This window comes from Streptomyces sp. NPDC014889 (genome assembly GCF_043081205.1).
Taxonomy (GTDB): domain Bacteria; phylum Actinomycetota; class Actinomycetes; order Streptomycetales; family Streptomycetaceae; genus Streptomyces.
Map to the genome: position 1 here is coordinate 247,630 of NZ_JBIBWH010000001.1, position 15,292 is coordinate 262,921.

Annotated in this window: 11 protein-coding genes; 1 reads left to right on the forward strand and 10 read right to left on the reverse strand. The window is 72.9% G+C overall.

Going from position 1 to position 15,292, the window contains the following annotated elements; translation table 11 throughout:
* Nucleotides 1-22: 22 nt before the first annotated feature.
* Nucleotides 23-1,420: an NAD(P)/FAD-dependent oxidoreductase gene (locus ACF09J_RS01145; protein WP_392303274.1), complete on the reverse strand. Its 1,398-nt coding sequence runs from the start codon at nucleotides 1,418-1,420 to the stop codon at nucleotides 23-25.
* A gap of 181 nt (nucleotides 1,421-1,601) precedes the next feature.
* Entirely contained in the window at nucleotides 1,602-2,498 is an 897-nt protein-coding gene (locus ACF09J_RS01150; RefSeq protein ID WP_392303275.1) for a TIGR01777 family oxidoreductase, read from the reverse strand.
* 71 nt (nucleotides 2,499-2,569) lie between these two features.
* On the opposite strand from ACF09J_RS01150, the gene ACF09J_RS01155 reads away from it, so the two are divergent.
* Nucleotides 2,570-3,058, forward strand: a complete 489-nt coding sequence (locus ACF09J_RS01155) for a GNAT family N-acetyltransferase (RefSeq protein ID WP_392303276.1) — start codon at nucleotides 2,570-2,572, stop codon at nucleotides 3,056-3,058.
* A 34-nt stretch (nucleotides 3,059-3,092) separates the two neighbouring features.
* Here ACF09J_RS01155 and ACF09J_RS01160 read toward each other — a convergent pair whose 3' ends face one another.
* The 8 genes from ACF09J_RS01160 to ACF09J_RS01195 form a co-directional block, all read right to left on the reverse strand.
* Nucleotides 3,093-4,277, reverse strand: coding sequence for a MarP family serine protease (locus ACF09J_RS01160; protein ID WP_392303277.1), 1,185 nt, complete (start codon nucleotides 4,275-4,277; stop codon nucleotides 3,093-3,095).
* Between the two features lie 257 nt (nucleotides 4,278-4,534).
* Nucleotides 4,535-5,056 carry a DUF4240 domain-containing protein gene (locus ACF09J_RS01165; protein ID WP_392303278.1) on the reverse strand — a complete coding sequence of 174 codons (522 nt, stop codon included), beginning with the start codon at nucleotides 5,054-5,056 and terminating at the stop codon, nucleotides 4,535-4,537.
* A 54-nt stretch (nucleotides 5,057-5,110) separates the two neighbouring features.
* Nucleotides 5,111-6,097, reverse strand: a complete 987-nt coding sequence (locus ACF09J_RS01170; RefSeq protein ID WP_392303279.1) for a helix-turn-helix transcriptional regulator — start codon at nucleotides 6,095-6,097, stop codon at nucleotides 5,111-5,113.
* A 93-nt stretch (nucleotides 6,098-6,190) separates the two neighbouring features.
* The gene (gene aceE / locus ACF09J_RS01175; protein ID WP_392303280.1) at nucleotides 6,191-8,893 is read right to left on the reverse strand and encodes a pyruvate dehydrogenase (acetyl-transferring), homodimeric type; all 2,703 of its coding nucleotides are present in this window, start codon (nucleotides 8,891-8,893) and stop codon (nucleotides 6,191-6,193) included.
* A gap of 259 nt (nucleotides 8,894-9,152) precedes the next feature.
* On the reverse strand, nucleotides 9,153-9,776 hold the full coding sequence (locus ACF09J_RS01180; RefSeq protein ID WP_100567158.1) for a GntR family transcriptional regulator: 624 nt from the start codon (nucleotides 9,774-9,776) through the stop codon (nucleotides 9,153-9,155).
* 217 nt (nucleotides 9,777-9,993) lie between these two features.
* Entirely contained in the window at nucleotides 9,994-11,763 is a 1,770-nt protein-coding gene (sucB, locus tag ACF09J_RS01185) for a 2-oxoglutarate dehydrogenase, E2 component, dihydrolipoamide succinyltransferase (protein WP_392303281.1), read from the reverse strand.
* Nucleotides 11,764-11,825: 62 nt separating this feature from the next.
* A complete protein-coding gene (gene lpdA / locus ACF09J_RS01190; protein WP_100572276.1) occupies nucleotides 11,826-13,214 on the reverse strand; it encodes a dihydrolipoyl dehydrogenase in 1,389 nt (462 codons plus the stop codon).
* Nucleotides 13,215-13,521: 307 nt separating this feature from the next.
* Entirely contained in the window at nucleotides 13,522-15,060 is a 1,539-nt protein-coding gene (locus tag ACF09J_RS01195; RefSeq protein WP_392303282.1) for a leucyl aminopeptidase, read from the reverse strand.
* Nucleotides 15,061-15,292: the final 232 nt, after the last annotated feature.

A 15,292-nucleotide genomic window follows, 5' to 3' on the forward strand; every position in this document is an offset into this window, starting at 1 on the left:
CCCCAGGTGCCGGGGCCGGGTCTCAGGCGGCCGCTCGTGCCGTCGGGTCCGCGCGGTGCATCGGGCGGCCGGCGCCCAGGTCGCCCAGGATCGCCGCAGCGGCCCGGTGGGCCGAGTGCAGCGCCCCCTGGACGGTGCTGGTGTCCCGGTGGTCGCCGCACACGTACAGGCCCGCCAGCAGCCGTACCGGGCGCCTCATGTCGTGCGGCGGGCGCATGGCGGGAACGGCCTCCGCGGTGTGGTGCACGGCGAGCGTCTCCCAGCGGGCCGTGGAGGTGCCGTAGAGGCGGGACAGATGGCGGCGTACGGCCGTGTCGGTGTCGGCCGGGGGCACGCCCAGGACCGTCGACGACACCAGGGCCCGGCCGGCGGGCGCGCGGGCGGGGTCGACGCGGCTGACCACCGCCGTGTGCGCCACCGGGCCGCCGCGGTCGGCGTCGAGCAGCAGGTACCCGCCCGTCTCCGGGGGCTCGTCGGTCGTGTGGTGGACCACCGTCACCGGGTGGAAGTCCGGTACCCGGAGGCCGGGCAGCAGCTCCGCGGCGGCGCGCGCGTCGGTGGCGACCAGCACGGCCCGGCAGCGGATCTCGCCGTGCTCGGCGGTGGTGACCGCGGTCGTGGAGACCGAGGTGACCCGTACGCCGGTGTGCACGGTGCCGGGCGGCAGGGTGCGCGCGAGTATTTCCGGCAGGACCTCGGCGCCGCCCTCCGGCAGGCACAGCCGGCCGCTGGCGAAGGAGTGCAGGGCGAGGTCCGCGCAGCGGCTGGACGTGGTGAGCTCCGGGTCGCACAACAGGGCGGCGAGCAGCGGACGCAGGAACCCGTCGACGGTGCGGGCGGGCAGGCCGCGGGCGGCCAGCGCCTCCCGGGCGGTCAGCTCGGGGCGCGACAGCAGCCGTTCGACCGGTGTGGCGGCGATCCGGCCGAGCGCGGAGCGCAGCCGCAGCGGCGCGCCGATCCCGCGGCGCCCGGCAGGCACACCGTCGAAGAAGGGCGCGGCGGACGAACGGGGGACGGACGAGCCGGGAGCGGAGGGCCGGGGGACCGGCGGGCGGGGGGCGCTCGCCAGGGCGCGCACTACGTGAAGTGCGCTCCTTGCGCTCCCGCCGTGCGCCGGAGCGCCCGCGCGGAAATGCCGTCCGTCGTTGTGCAGCAGGACCCCGGCCGCGAAGGGACGCAACACGAGCGCGTCGAGCCCCGGGCTCAGGGCCAGTTGGGGATACGACGTGTTCAGCAGCTGTCCGATCCGGTCGAGCCGGAACCCGTCGACCTTCTCGGTCGACATGCGGCCGCCGACGTAAGGGGCGGCTTCCAGTACCGCGGTCGTCACTCCTGCGCTGGTCAGTCGATGCGCTGCCGCGAGTCCGGCGACCCCGGCCCCCACGACGACGACGTCCGCCTGATACGCGGGCTCAAGCACGTGCCCCTCCTCGAGGTTGCGCGGCCGGTGGAGCGGTGATGCCCGCGACCGGCGTCAGGAATACCCGAGTTCGCGTCGAGATTAGGGCCGTGTGCGGTCAGGGACAGTCGCGCATCGACAGGGCACGGTCGCACGGCGGTCGCACACGGTCGCAAGGTGGCACGGCGAGATGTCACAGGCGTCACAGCGCGGCACGGACGGCGTCCTCGATCCCCGGAAACGCGAACGAGAACCCCGACTCCAGCAGCCGCTTCGGCACCACCCGCGCACTGCCCAGCACATCGCCCGCCATCTCCCCGAGCACCGCGCGCAGCACCGGCGCCGGCACGGGGAACGGCGTCGGCCGCCGCAGCACCCGGCCCATGGCCGCGGTGATCTCACGGTTCGTCAGCGGCTGCGGCGCGGTCAGGTTGACCGGCCCGGACAGGCTCTCGGTGTCCAGCAGATGGCGCAGCGCCGCCACCTCGTCGTGCAGCGCGATGAACGACCAGAACTGCCGCCCGTCTCCCATCCGCCCGCCCAACCCGGCCTTGAACAGCGGGAACAGCCGCCCCCACGCCCCGCCCTCACGGGCCACCACCAGCCCGGTGCGGGCGAACACCGTCCGCACGCCCGCATCCCGTGCCGGAGCCGCGGCCCGCTCCCACTCCACGCACAGCTCCGGCAGGAAACCCTCCCCGGGCGGCGCGTCCTCGTCGACGGCGCGCTCGCCGGTGTCGCCGTAGTAGCCGATCGCGCTGCCGCCGACGAACACCCGCGGGGGCGTGTCCAGGGCGGCCACGGCCTCGGCGAGCGCCGCCGTGCCGAGCACCCGGCTGTCCCGGATCGCCTTCTTGTACTCCCGCGTCCACCGGTGGTCGCCCACGCCCGCGCCCGCCAGGTTGACGACCGCGTCGCACCCGGCGAGCCCCGCCGCGTCCACGTACCCGCCGGCGGGATCCCAGCAGACCTCGTCCTCGGCACGGGCCGAACGGCGCACCAGGCGCACCACCTCGTGCCCGTCGGCGGCCAGGGACCGCGCCAGGGCACTGCCGATCAGACCGGACGCGCCGGCCACCGCGATTCGCGCACGTTCCATGCGCTCATCCTGCCCGCCGCGCCACAGAAATCCCGGCGGCCCGGTCAGATCCGCGCCGTAGAGTGACCGCCATGCCGGTTCCCCTCATACGCAACGCCACCCCCGACGACGAGGACGGCCTCGGCCGGCTCGACCGCGAGACCTGGTCCACGACGCACGCGGTGGCCCCGGCCCCGTGCCGCCCCTACGAGCCCTTCTTCACCCACCGGTCGGGGCCGCGCGACCACCTGGTCGCCGAACTCGACGGCCGGCTGGTCGGATACATCCGCCTCGGCTTCCCCACCGGCCTGGCGTCGAACGCGCACGTCCGGCAGATCCGCGGCCTCGCCGTGGCCGAGGAGGCCCGCGGCGCCGGGGTGGGGCGCGCCCTGCTGCGCGCCGCCGTCGAGGAGGCCCGCCGCCAGGGCGCCCGCCGCATCACCCTCCGGGTGCTGGGCCACAACACCCCCGCCCGCAAACTGTACGAGTCCGAGGGCTTCGTGGTGGAGGGCGTCCAGCCGGAGGAGTTCCACCTGGACGGCGCCTACGTCGACGACGTCCTCATGGGCCGCTTCCTGTGAGCCGGCAGACCCGAGCAGCCGGCAGGCCCCGGGGTCACGAGGTCACCAGGCGGCCCGTGCCCACCGGCGCGGTCGCGTGTGCCGCGCTCCGCGCGTCCGGGGCGACCTCGGCCGCGGTCAGGACGTACCCCGTCTCGTTGTCGGAGGTGGAGCGGGCGAACACCACGCCGAACACCCGGCCGTCCGTGGTGAGCAGCGGACCGCCGGAGTTGCCGGGGCGGACCGTGGAGCGGATGGAGTAGATCTCCCGGGTGACTGTGCCGCTGTTGTAGATGTTCTGGCCCGTCGCCCGGATCCGGTTGGCGACCGTCGCCGCCTGGAGGTTCAGGTCGCCGTCCTGCGGATAGCCGGCGACCACCGCCGAGTCCCCGCGCGCGGCGGTGTCGTCGAACCGCAGCACGGGGGCTTTCAGCCCGGGGACGTAGAGCACGGCGACGTCCCGGTGCGGGTCGAACAGCACCACCCGCGCCTGGTAGGACCGCCCGACGCCGCCGATCCGTACGGCCGGGTCGTCGATGCCCGCCACCACGTGGGCGTTGGTCATCACACGCTCCGGCGCGTACACGAAGCCGCTGCCCTCGCGGCCCTGGTTGCCCGCGGCGCCCTCGATCTTGACCGTGCTGAACCGGGCGGCGTTCGTCGCGTTCTCCGTGACGCTGTCCCCGGTGGGCCGGGCGACGCCCGCCGCCGGCTCGTTCTCGAACGGGTTGAAGACCTGCGGGAAGCCCGCCTCGGTCAGCGCGGAGGTGGCGCGCGAGAACCAGGCCGGGGTGGTGTCCGGCATCGCGTTCTGCACGGCGCCCAGAAGCCGGGAGTCGCGTATCGCCGTCGTCACCACCGGGGTCGAGGAGGCGGCCAGGACGCTCGCGGCCACCCAGGCCACGATCAGCACCGCCACCGTGTTGGCGGCGGCCCCGCCGATGCCGTCGGCCACGCGCAGCGGTCCCCGGTCCAGCTCGCGCCGCAGCCGCAGCGCCAGACGGCCCGCCAGCTCGTGCCCCACCACGGCCGGCACCAGCACCGTGAGCACGGCGGTGACCGTCGCCGTGGTCGTCCCGCGCGTGACGAAGTCCATCACCCACGGCAGGATCCACACGCCGACGACGGCGCCGCCGACGAAACCGGCCAGCGACACACAGCCGGCCACCAGCCCCCGCCGATAGCCGGACGCGGCGTAGACGAGGATCACCAGCACCAACAGCAGGTCGAGCAGGTCCACTCGGGCCGCCTTTCTCCTCGGATCCCCACATACGCACGGGACGGTCCCAGTGATCAGCCACGTGCACGTGGATCCGGGGACCGGCCACGTGTACGTGTACCCACAGAAACGTCCTGGACCAGGACGATGGTTCCACCAGGTGGCAGAACGTACATCGCGGACGGACCGGAGCCGCCCGGCAGTGGGCCCATGCCCGTTGTGCCGAGTCTTTCGCGGGACGTCACGGGGAGCCCGCGGGCCCGCCGTGACGCCCGGCACTAGTCACGGAACCGGTCCCACAGCTTCGGATAGCGCAGCGCCAGCGCCCGGTCGTCCTCGAAGTCGACCGGGGTGCCCTCCGGCTCCGCCGGGGCGGCGGGGATGCCGAGGTCGGGGGCGACCGTGCCGGTGAGCTGCTCGTAGGCCTCGTCGGCCGCGTAGCCGAGATCCTCGGCGTCGCCGTCGACCTCCTCGTCGAAGTCGTCCAGCAGCTCGGCGAGCGAGTCCGGGTCGTGCAGGGCGCCCTCGAAGACCTCCCGGCCCTGGCCGATCAGCCAGCACCGGAAGAAGTCGAAGGCGTCGTCGCTGGCGCCGTCCAGGAGCACCCAGGCGGCGCCCCACAGATCCCAGCGGTAGGCCCGGTTGTACCGGGACTCGAAGTGACGGGCGAAGTCCAGGACCACCTCGGGGTCGCAGCCCAGCAGCCGTTCGACGAGCAGGTCGGCCTGCTCCTCCGGATCGCCCTCGGCGGCCTCGCGGCTGCCGTCGATCAGCTCCCAGAACTCCGTCTCGTCCATCACGGCTTCAAGCATCGGCCCTCGCGCCGGGGGGCGCACGCGGAGTGCGCCGGGCCGTCAGGGGCGGTACAGCGCGGCCAGCCGCTCGGCGTCACGCGCGAAACGCTCCCGCAGCGCCTCGGGGGCCAGCACCTCGGCCTCCGGCCCGAGCGCCGTGAGCTGCTGGTGGGCGACCTCTTCGGACTCCACCGGCAGGGTCACCGTCACCCACCCGCGCCCGTCGCGGCCGGCCGCCGCCCCGACGGCCTCCAGCGCCGCCCGGGCCGGCACCGGACCCACGGCGTGCGGCAGCCGCCGTACGCCCTCCTCGGACAGCCGCACCACCACCTCGGCGCGCAGCACGGACCGCGCGAACTGCGCGGCCCGCTCCTCCCAGAAGGCGGGCAGGTCGAAGCCGCCGTCCCGTTCGAAACGCTTCCCCGCGCCCGCGTCGACGGCCGCGAAACGGTCCACGCGGTACACCCGGAAGGAGCCGGGGCCGACGACCCGGGCGCACACGTACCACACGCCCGCCTTGAGCACGAGCCCGTACGGCTCCAGCTCCCGTACGACCTCCTCCTCACCGCGCCGGTAGCGCGCGGTGATCCGCCGGTCGTCCCACACCGCCTCCGCGACCGCCGGCAGCAGCTCGGGCGTCTTCGGCTCACGGAACCAGTCGGGCGCGTCCAGGTGGAAGCGCTGCGCCGCCGTACGGGAGGCGTCGCGCAGGGAGGGGAGCAGGGCCGCGGACACCTTCAGCCGGGCGGCCGAGGCGGCGTCCTCGAGCCCCATCTCCCGCAGCGCTCCCGGCACACCGCTGAGGAACAGCGCCTCCGCCTCACCGCGGTCGAGGCCGGTCAGCCGGGTGCGGTAACCGCCGACCAGCCGGTAGCCCCCGGCCCGCCCCCGGTCGGCGTACACCGGCACGCCCGCCTCCGACAGCGCCTGCGCGTCCCGCGTGACGGTACGCTCCGACACCTCCAGTTCCCGGGCGAGCTCGGCGGCGGTCATGACGGGCCGCGACTGGAGCAGCAGCACCATTTTGATCAGACGGGCGGCACGCATACGGCCATCATGCCGGGCCGGCGGCGGTGGACACCGGAACGACGAAGGGGTACGGCCGCGGGCCGTACCCCTTCGTCGTTCACGCGATGCGCCTCACAGGCCGTACTTCTCCCGGGCCTCCTTGACCGCCGAGGCCTTCACCTCGCCGCGCCGGGCGAGCTGGGCCAGGGCCGCGACGGCGATCGACTGGGCGTCGACGCCGAAGTGGCGGCGGGCGGCGTCCCGGGTGTCCGACAGACCGAAGCCGTCGGTGCCCAGCGAGGTGTAGTCCTGCTCCACCCACTGCGCGATCTGGTCCGGGACCTGGCGCATGTAGTCGGAGACCGCGAGGACCGGGCCGTCGGCGCCCTGGAGCGCCCGGCGGACGAACGGCACCCGCTCCTCGCCGCGCAGCAGCGCCGCGTCGGCCTCCATGGCGTCCCGGCGCAGCTCGCCCCAGGAGGTCGCGGACCACACGTCGGCGGCCACGCCCCACTCCTCGGCCAGCATCCGCTGGGCGGCCAGCGCCCAGTGGATCGCCGTGCCGGAGCCGAGCAGCTGGATCCGCGGCGCGTTCGCCGGGACCGTCAGGCCCGCGGACTCCGCCGTGTTGAAGCGGTACAGACCCTTGACGATGCCCTCGTCGATGCCGGGGGCGGACGGCTTGGCGGGCTGCGGCAGCGGCTCGTTGTAGACCGTCAGGTAGTAGAAGACGTCCTGGTCCTCGCCGGGCTCGGCCTGGCCGTACATCCGGCGCAGACCGTCCTTGACGATGGCCGCGACCTCGTAGGCGAACGCCGGGTCGTAGGTCAGCGCGGCCGGGTTGGTCGCCGCGATGACCGGCGAGTGGCCGTCGGCGTGCTGCAGACCCTCACCCGTGAGGGTGGTGCGGCCCGCGGTGGCGCCGACCAGGAAGCCGCGGCCGAGCTGGTCGCCGAGCTGCCACATCTGGTCGGCCGTGCGCTGCCAGCCGAACATCGAGTAGAAGATGTAGAACGGGATCATCGCCTCGCCGTGCGTCGAGTACGACGACGATGCGGCGATGAAGTCGGCCATCGAGCCGGCCTCGGTGATCCCCTCGTTGAGGATCTGGCCGTTCTTGGCCTCCTTGTAGTACATCAGCTGGTCGCGGTCGACCGGCTCGTACGTCTGGCCCTTGGGCGAGTAGATGCCGAGCGAGGGGAACAGCGACTCCATGCCGAAGGTGCGCGCCTCGTCGGGGACGATCGGCACCCAGCGCTTGCCGGTCTCCTTGTCGCGGACCAGGTCCTTGACCAGGCGGACGAACGCCATGGTGGTGGCCACGCTCTGCGAACCGGAGCCCTTGTCGAAGGCGGCGAACGCCTTGTCGGCGGGGGCGGGCAGCGGGGCGACCGGGTGGACGCGGCGGGCCGGGGCGGGGCCGCCGAGGGCCGCGCGGCGCTCCTGGAGGTAGCGCACCTCGGGGGAGTCGGCGCCGGGGTGGCCGTAGGGGACCTGGCCGTCGGCGAAGGCGCTGTCCGGGATGGGCAGCTCCAGCAGGTCGCGCATCTGCTTGAACTCGTCCACCGAGAGCTTCTTCATCTGGTGGTTGGCGTTCTTCGACGCGAAGCCCGTGCCGAGGGTGTGGCCCTTGACCGTCTGGGCCAGGATCACCGTCGGCGCGCCCTTGTGCGCCAGGGCGGCCTTGTAGGCGGCGAAGACCTTGCGCGCCTCGTGACCGCCGCGCGAGAAGTGGAAGCACTCGGTGATCTTGTCGTCGCTCAGCAGCTTCGCCATCTCGGCCAGCGCCGGGTCGGCCCCGAAGAAGTCCTGGCGGATGTAGGCGGCGTCGCGGGTCTGGTACGTCTGGATCTGCGCGTCCGGTACCTCGCGCAGCCGGCGTACCAGCGCGCCCGTGGTGTCCAGGGCGAACAGCTCGTCCCAGGCGGAACCCCACAGCGTCTTGATCACGTGCCAGCCGGCGCCGCGGAAGAGGGCCTCCAGCTCCTGCACGATCTTGAAGTTGGCGCGGACCGGGCCGTCCAGGCGCTGGAGGTTGCAGTTGATGACGAAGGTCAGGTTGTCCAGGCCTTCGCGGGAGGCGAGCGTCAGCGCCGTGGTGGACTCCGGCTCGTCCATCTCGCCGTCGCCGAGGAACGCCCAGACGTGGGAGTCGGAGACGTCCTTGATGCCGCGGCTGGTCAGGTAGCGGTTGAACCGGGCCTGGTAGATGGCGGAGATCGGGCCGAGGCCCATCGACACCGTCGGGAACTCCCACAGCCAGGGCAGACGGCGCGGGTGCGGGTAGGAGGGCAGACCGTTGCCGCCGGCCTCCTGGCGGAAGTTGTCCAGGTGCTGCTCGGTCAGCCGGCCGTCCAGGAAGGCGCGGGCGTAGATGCCCGGGGAGGCGTGGCCCTGGATGTACAGCTGGTCGCCGGAACCGTCGCCCTCCTTGCCGTGGAAGAAGTGGTTGAAGCCGGTCTCGTACAGCCAGGCCGCGGAGGCGAAGGTGGCGATGTGGCCGCCGACGCCGTACTTGCTGCCGCGGGTCACCATCGCCGCCGCGTTCCAGCGGTTCCACGCGGTGATCCGGGCCTCCATGGCCTCGTCACCGGTGACGGCCGGCTCGGCGGCGGTCGGGATGGAGTTGACGTAGTCCGTCTCGAGAAGCTTCGGCAGGACGACGCCGGCGCCCTCGGCGCGCTCCAGCGTGCGGCGCATCAGATACGCGGCACGGTGCGGCCCGGCCGCCTGGGCGACGGCGTCCAGGGAGGCCTGCCATTCGGCGGTCTCCTCGGGGTCGCGGTCCGGGAGCTGGTCGAGCTCGCTCGGCTGGATGGCGTTGGGGTCGGTCATGTCGCCGCCTTCCTCAGTCGAAGGGGGTTCCCTCATCGGTAAGGGTTCGGGGGTGCCCTAGGTCTTTGGCAGGACAGGGCGTGAGGCTCTGGTGGAAGCCCAGCGGTGACTGTAACTCCCTGATCGATGATCGATCAAAGATTTCCCGGGTAAAACCCTTCGATTTCGAGAAAGTCGGCACCCGGTGCCTGGGAAACGGGCACGCGGTGCCGCATTTTCGAACGATTCTCCCAGGTGAGCGTACAGGTGCTCGACTGCCTCACGGTCGCGGCGCGCAGCCGAGAACGTGCGACTTGACCAGGTCGGCGATCCGCGGATCCCGCCGCTTGAACGCCTGCACCAGCTCCTCGTGCTCCTCCGCGTACGACTGCTGGACGGTCCCCAGCCAGCGGATCGACAGCGCGGTGAACACCTCGATGCCCAGGCCCTCCCAGGTGTGCAGCAGCACCGAGTTCCCGGCCGCGCGGACCAGCTCGCGGTGGAAGGCCACCGTGTGCCGCACCTGGCCGGTGCCGTCGGACCTGAGGTCGGCCTCGTACAGCGCCGCGACATGCGGCTCCAGGGCCGAGCAGTCGGCGGCCAGCCGCTCGGCCGCCAGCTCCGCCGCGATGGCCTCCAGACCGGCCCGGACCGGGTAACTCTCCTCCAGGTCGGCGGCCGTCAGATTGCGCACCCGTACGCCCTTGTTCGGTGCCGACTCGATCAGCCGCAGCGACTCCAGCTCGCGCAGCGCCTCCCGCACCGGCGTCTGGCTGACCTCCAGCTCGGTGGCGATCCGCCGCTCCACGATCCGCTCGCCCGGCTTCCAGCGCCCGCTGACGATCCCCTCCACGATGTGCTCGCGGATCTGTTCGCGCAGCGAGTGGACGACGGGCGCGGTCATGGAGGGCTCCTTCAAGGGGGGACCCACGGGCCCCCGGGGGGCGTTCGACCTTTAGACAATACGGCCGTCGGCGCCTCGCGGTAGGGCGCATACGGGCGCTTTGATGCAGGTGAGACGAGACTTACACCCCGTCATGGCCAAGAAACGGCAAACGCGACGCCCCCGCCCGGAAGGTTCCGGACGGGGGCGCCGTACTGCTGGGTCCCTGGTGGCGGGGTCAGAGTCCGAGCTCGACCTCGAACTCGCCGGCCTCCAGGATCGCCTTGACCGCCGTCAGGTAGCGGGCGGCGTCGGCGCCGTCCACCAGGCGGTGGTCGTAGGAGAGGGTCAGGTACGTCATGTCGCGGACGCCGATGACCGTGCCCTCCTCGGTCTCGATGACGGCCGGACGCTTGACGGTGGCGCCGATGCCGAGGATCGCGACCTGACCCGGCGGCACGATGATCGTGTCGAACAGCGCGCCGCGCGAACCGGTGTTGCTGATGGTGAAGGTCGCCCCGGACAGCTCGTCCGGAGTGATCTTGCTGGCCCGGACCTTGCCCGCCAGGTCGGCGGTGGCCTTGGCGATACCGGCGATGTTGAGGTCACCGGCGTTCTTGATGACCGGGGTCATCAGGCCCTTCTCGGAGTCCACCGCGATACCGACGTTCTCGGTGTCGAAGTAGGTGATGGTCCCCTCTGCCTCGTTGATCTTGGCGTTGATGACCGGGTGGGCCTTCAGCGCCTGGGCGGCGGCCTTGACGAAGAACGGCATCGGGGAGAGCTTGACGCCCTCGCGCGCCGCGAACGAGTCCTTGGCCTGGGCGCGCAGGCGCATCAGGCGGGTCACGTCGACCTCGACCACCGAGGAGAGCTGGGCCTGCTCGTGCAGCGCCTTGACCATGTTGTCGCCGATGACCTTGCGGATCCGCGGCATCTTCACGGTCTGGCCGCGCAGCGGGGAGACCTCCAGGACGGGGGCCTTCTTCGCGGGGGCGGCGGCCGGGGCGGCCGCGGCGGGGGCGGCGGCCTTCGCGGCCTCGGCCGCGGCGAGCACGTCCTGCTTGCGGATACGGCCGCCGACGCCCGTGCCCTTGACGGTGGCCAGGTCGACGCCGTTCTCGGCGGCGAGCTTGCGCACCAGCGGGGTCACGTACGCGCCCTCGTCGGTCGGCTGGGCGGCGGCCGGAACGGCAGCCGGGGCCGGGGTGACCGGGGCGGGCGCGGCCGGCGGGGGAGCCGGAGCCGCGGGCTGGGCGGCGGCCGGGGCGGCCGGAGCCGGAGCGGCCGGGGCAGCGGGGGCAGCGGGGGCTGCCGGAGCCGCGGGGGCCGGAGCCGGAGCGGCGGCCGGGGCCGGGGCGGCCGGGGCGGCGGCGGGAGCCGGAGCGGCACCGGGTGCGCCGATGACGGCGAGCTTGGCGCCGACCTCGGCGGTCTCGTCCTCACCGACGACGATCTCCAGCAGCACACCGGAGGTGGGCGCCGGGATCTCGGTGTCGACCTTGTCCGTGGAGACCTCGAGCAGCGGCTCGTCGGCCTCGACGGAGTCGCCGACCGACTTCAGCCAGCGGGTGACGGTGCCCTCGGTGACGGACTCGCCGAGCGCGGGCAGGACCACGTCCGTGCCGGAGGCGCCGGCGCCCGCGGGGGCTGCCGGAGCGGCGGGTGCGGGGGCGGCCGGGGCCTCGGCGACCGGGGCCGGGGCGGGCTCGGCGGCGGGGGCCGGAGCCTCGGCCGCGGCCGGGGCGGGGGCCGCCACGGGGGCGCCGGAGCCGTCGTCGATGACGGCCAGCTCGGCGCCGACCTCGACGGTCTCGTCCTCGGCGACCTTGATGGAGGCCAGCACACCGGCGGCGGGCGAGGGGATCTCGGTGTCGACCTTGTCGGTCGAGACCTCGAGCAGCGGCTCGTCGGCCTCGACGCGCTCGCCCTCGGCCTTCAGCCAGCGGGTGACAGTGCCCTCGGTGACGCTCTCGCCGAGCGCCGGAAGGGTTACGGAAACCGCCATGGTTTCGGTTGCTCCTAACGAATTACGGAAGTCTGTGTCGTCGCGCCCGATGACGTGAGGCGTCAGTCGTGGGAGTGCAGCGGCTTGCCGGCCAGGGCCAGGTGGGCCTCGCCGAGCGCCTCGTTCTGGGTCGGGTGGGCGTGGATGAGCTGGGCCACCTCGGCCGGCAGCGCCTCCCAGTTGTAGATCAGCTGGGCCTCGCCGACCTGCTCGCCCATGCGGTCGCCGACCATGTGGACGCCGACCACGGCACCGTCCTTGACCTGGACGAGCTTGATCTCGCCCGCGGTCTTGAGGATCTTGCTCTTGCCGTTGCCCGCCAGGTTGTACTTCAGGGCGACGACCTTGTCGGCGCCGTAGATCTCCTTGGCCTTGGCCTCGGTGATGCCGACGGAGGCGACCTCCGGGTGGCAGTACGTCACCCGCGGAACACCGTCGTAGTCGATCGGAACGGTCTTCAGACCGGCCAGACGCTCCGCCACCAGGATGCCCTCGGCGAAGCCGACGTGCGCCAGCTGGAGCGTCGGGACCAGGTCACCGACGGCGGAGATGGTCGGGACGTTGGTGCGCATGTACTCGTCGACGAGGACGTAGCCGCGGTCCATGGCGACCCCGGCCTCCTCGTAGCCCAGGCCCTGGGAGACCGGGCCGCGGCCGATGGCGACGAGCAGGACCTCGGCCTCGAACTCCTTGCCGTCGGCCAGGGTGACCTTGACCCCGTCCTGGGTGTACTCGGCCTTCTGGAAGAAGGTGCCCAGGTTGAACTTGATCCCGCGCTTGCGGAAGGCGCGCTCCAGCAGCTTCGAGGAGTTCTCGTCCTCGACCGGGACGAGGTGCTTCAGGCCCTCGACGATCGTGACGTCGGTGCCGAAGGACTTCCATGCGGACGCGAACTCGACGCCGATGACACCGCCGCCCAGGATGATCGCGGACTTCGGCACGCGGTCCAGGACGAGGGCGTGGTCGGAGGAGATGATGCGGTTGCCGTCGATCTGCAGGCCCGGCAGGGACTTCGGCACGGAACCGGTCGCCAGGAGGACGTGGCGGCCCTGGACCCGCTGCCCGTTGACGTCGACGGAGGTCGGGGAGGACAGCCGCCCCTCACCCTCGATGTAGGTCACCTTGCGGGAGGCGATGAGCCCCTGCAGGCCCTTGTACAGGCCCGAGATGACGTCGTCCTTGTACTTGTGGACGGCGGGCACGTCGATGCCCTCGAAGCTGGCCTTCACACCGAACTGCTCGCTCTCGCGGGCCTGGTCGGCGATCTCGCCCGCGTGCAGCAGGGCCTTGGTGGGGATGCAACCCCGGTGCAGGCAGGTACCGCCGACCTTGTCCTTCTCGATCAGGGCGACGTCCAGGCCCAGCTGCGCCCCGCGCAGGGCCGCGGCGTAACCACCGCTGCCACCGCCGAGGATCACTAGGTCGAAAACGGTGCTGGCGTCGTTCGCCACGTCACGTCCTCCATGCATGTGCGCCGCCGGTCGTCGGTGACCGGCAGGCGGCTGGTGTCCGGCCGCTTGAGTTTCGGCCCTTCGATGGGGGCCCTGTCCTGCCGACGCCCATCTTCGCACTTGTCGGGAGTGAACGAGACGCGGGGCTGGAGTGTGATACAGCCCACGTCCACGAGCCCCGGGAGGACCGCCGGCCGAGGAGGAGCGGCGCGGACCTCGCCGGGTGCGGCCGCGCCGCGTGGGCGCGGGCGGCGCCCACGCGGCACGGCCGTCGTCCGGCGGACCGGACGACGGCCGTGAGGCGTACTCAGCCGAGGTCGCCGGCGGCGGCGAGCTCGGCGAGACGCACCAGCGTCCGGACCGCCGACCCGGTGCCGCCCTTCGGCGTGTAGCCGAACGGACCGCTCTCGTTGAAGGCCGGGCCCGCGATGTCGAGGTGCGCCCACGTGATGCCCTCGCCCACGAACTCGCGCAGGAACAGACCGGCGACCAGACCGCCGCCCATGCGCTCGCCCATGTTGGCCAGGTCGGCGGTGGGGGAGTCCATCCCCTTGCGCAGGTGGTCCGGCAGCGGCATGGGCCACGCCTCCTCGCCGACCTCCTCCGCGGCCTCGTGGATGGCGGAGCGGAACGCGTCGTCGTTCGCCATGATCCCGAAGGTGCGGCTGCCCAGCGCCAGCACCATCGCGCCGGTCAGCGTGGCCACGTCGATGATCGCGTCCGGGTTCTCCTGCGAGGCGGCCCACAGCGCGTCCGCGAGGACGAGCCGGCCCTCGGCGTCGGTGTTGAGCACCTCCACCGTCTTGCCGCTGTACATGCGCAGCACGTCGCCGGGGCGGGTGGCGGAGCCGGAGGGCATGTTCTCGGCCAGCGCCAGCCAGCCGGTGACGTTGACGTCCAGGCCGAGCCGCGCGGCGGCGACGACGGCGGCGAACACGGCGGCGGCACCGCTCATGTCGCACTTCATCGTCTCGTTGTGGCCGGCCGGCTTGAGCGAGATGCCGCCCGAGTCGTAGGTGATGCCCTTGCCGACCAGGGCCAGGTGCTTCTTCGCCTTGGGGCTGGTGTACGACAGCTTGACCAGCCGCGGGGCCGACGCCGAGCCGGAGCCGACGCCCAGGATGCCGCCGTAGCCGCCCTTGGCGAGCGCCTTCTCGTCGAGCACCTGCACCTTCAGGCCGTGCTCCTTGGCCGCCTCCTCGGCGACGGCGGCGAAGGCGGCCGGGTTCAGGTCGTTCGGCGGGGTGTTGATCAGGTCGCGGGCGCGGTTGAGCTCCTCGGCCACGGTGGTGGCACGCTCGACGGCCGCCTCGAGCTCCTTGTCGCGGGACGCGCCGCCGAGCAGCACGGCCTCGCCGAGCGGCGCCTTGCCGTTGCGGGCCCCGGCGTCCTTGCCGTTCTCCTTGTAGGCGTCGAAGGAGTACGCGCCGAGCAGCGCGCCCTCGCCGACCGCGGCGGCACCGGCGACGTCCGCCACCGGCAGCGCGAAGCCGGCCTTCTCCGTCCCGGCGAGCGCGCGGGCGGCGGCGCCGGCGGCCCGGCGCAGCGTCTCGGCGTCGTAGCCGGAGTCCTTCTCGGGCCGCGGGCCGAGGCCCACCGCGAGGACGAGCGGGGCCTTGAAGCCGGACGGCGCGGGCAGCTTGGTCACCTCGCCCTCGGCACCGGAGGCGCCGAGGGTCCCGAGGACGTCGGCGAGCTTGCCGTCGTAGGCCTCGTCGACGGCCTCGGCGCCCGGTGCTACGACCAGGTCCCCGGACTGTGAACCGGAGTCCTTGGCGACACCGACGACGATCGCGTCGGCCTGCAGGCCGGGCGCCGCGGTGGTGCTGAGAGTGAGAGCAGTCACGGTGGTGAAATCTCGCTTCCCTGTGAAAGGTGGTTGGCCGAATTCGGGTGGGTCGACCGGGCCCGACCATAATTCCTTCATACGGTGCGGTCTTCACCCGGGCAGGCAAACACCCGGCACGAGCCTACGCGCGGTACGGCATCGCACACTCCCGCGGGTGTTCACCCGGGGGAGGCGCCGCCGTCACGTGCCGGTTCCGGCGCCGTGGCCGGAACCGGCACATGACGGCCGC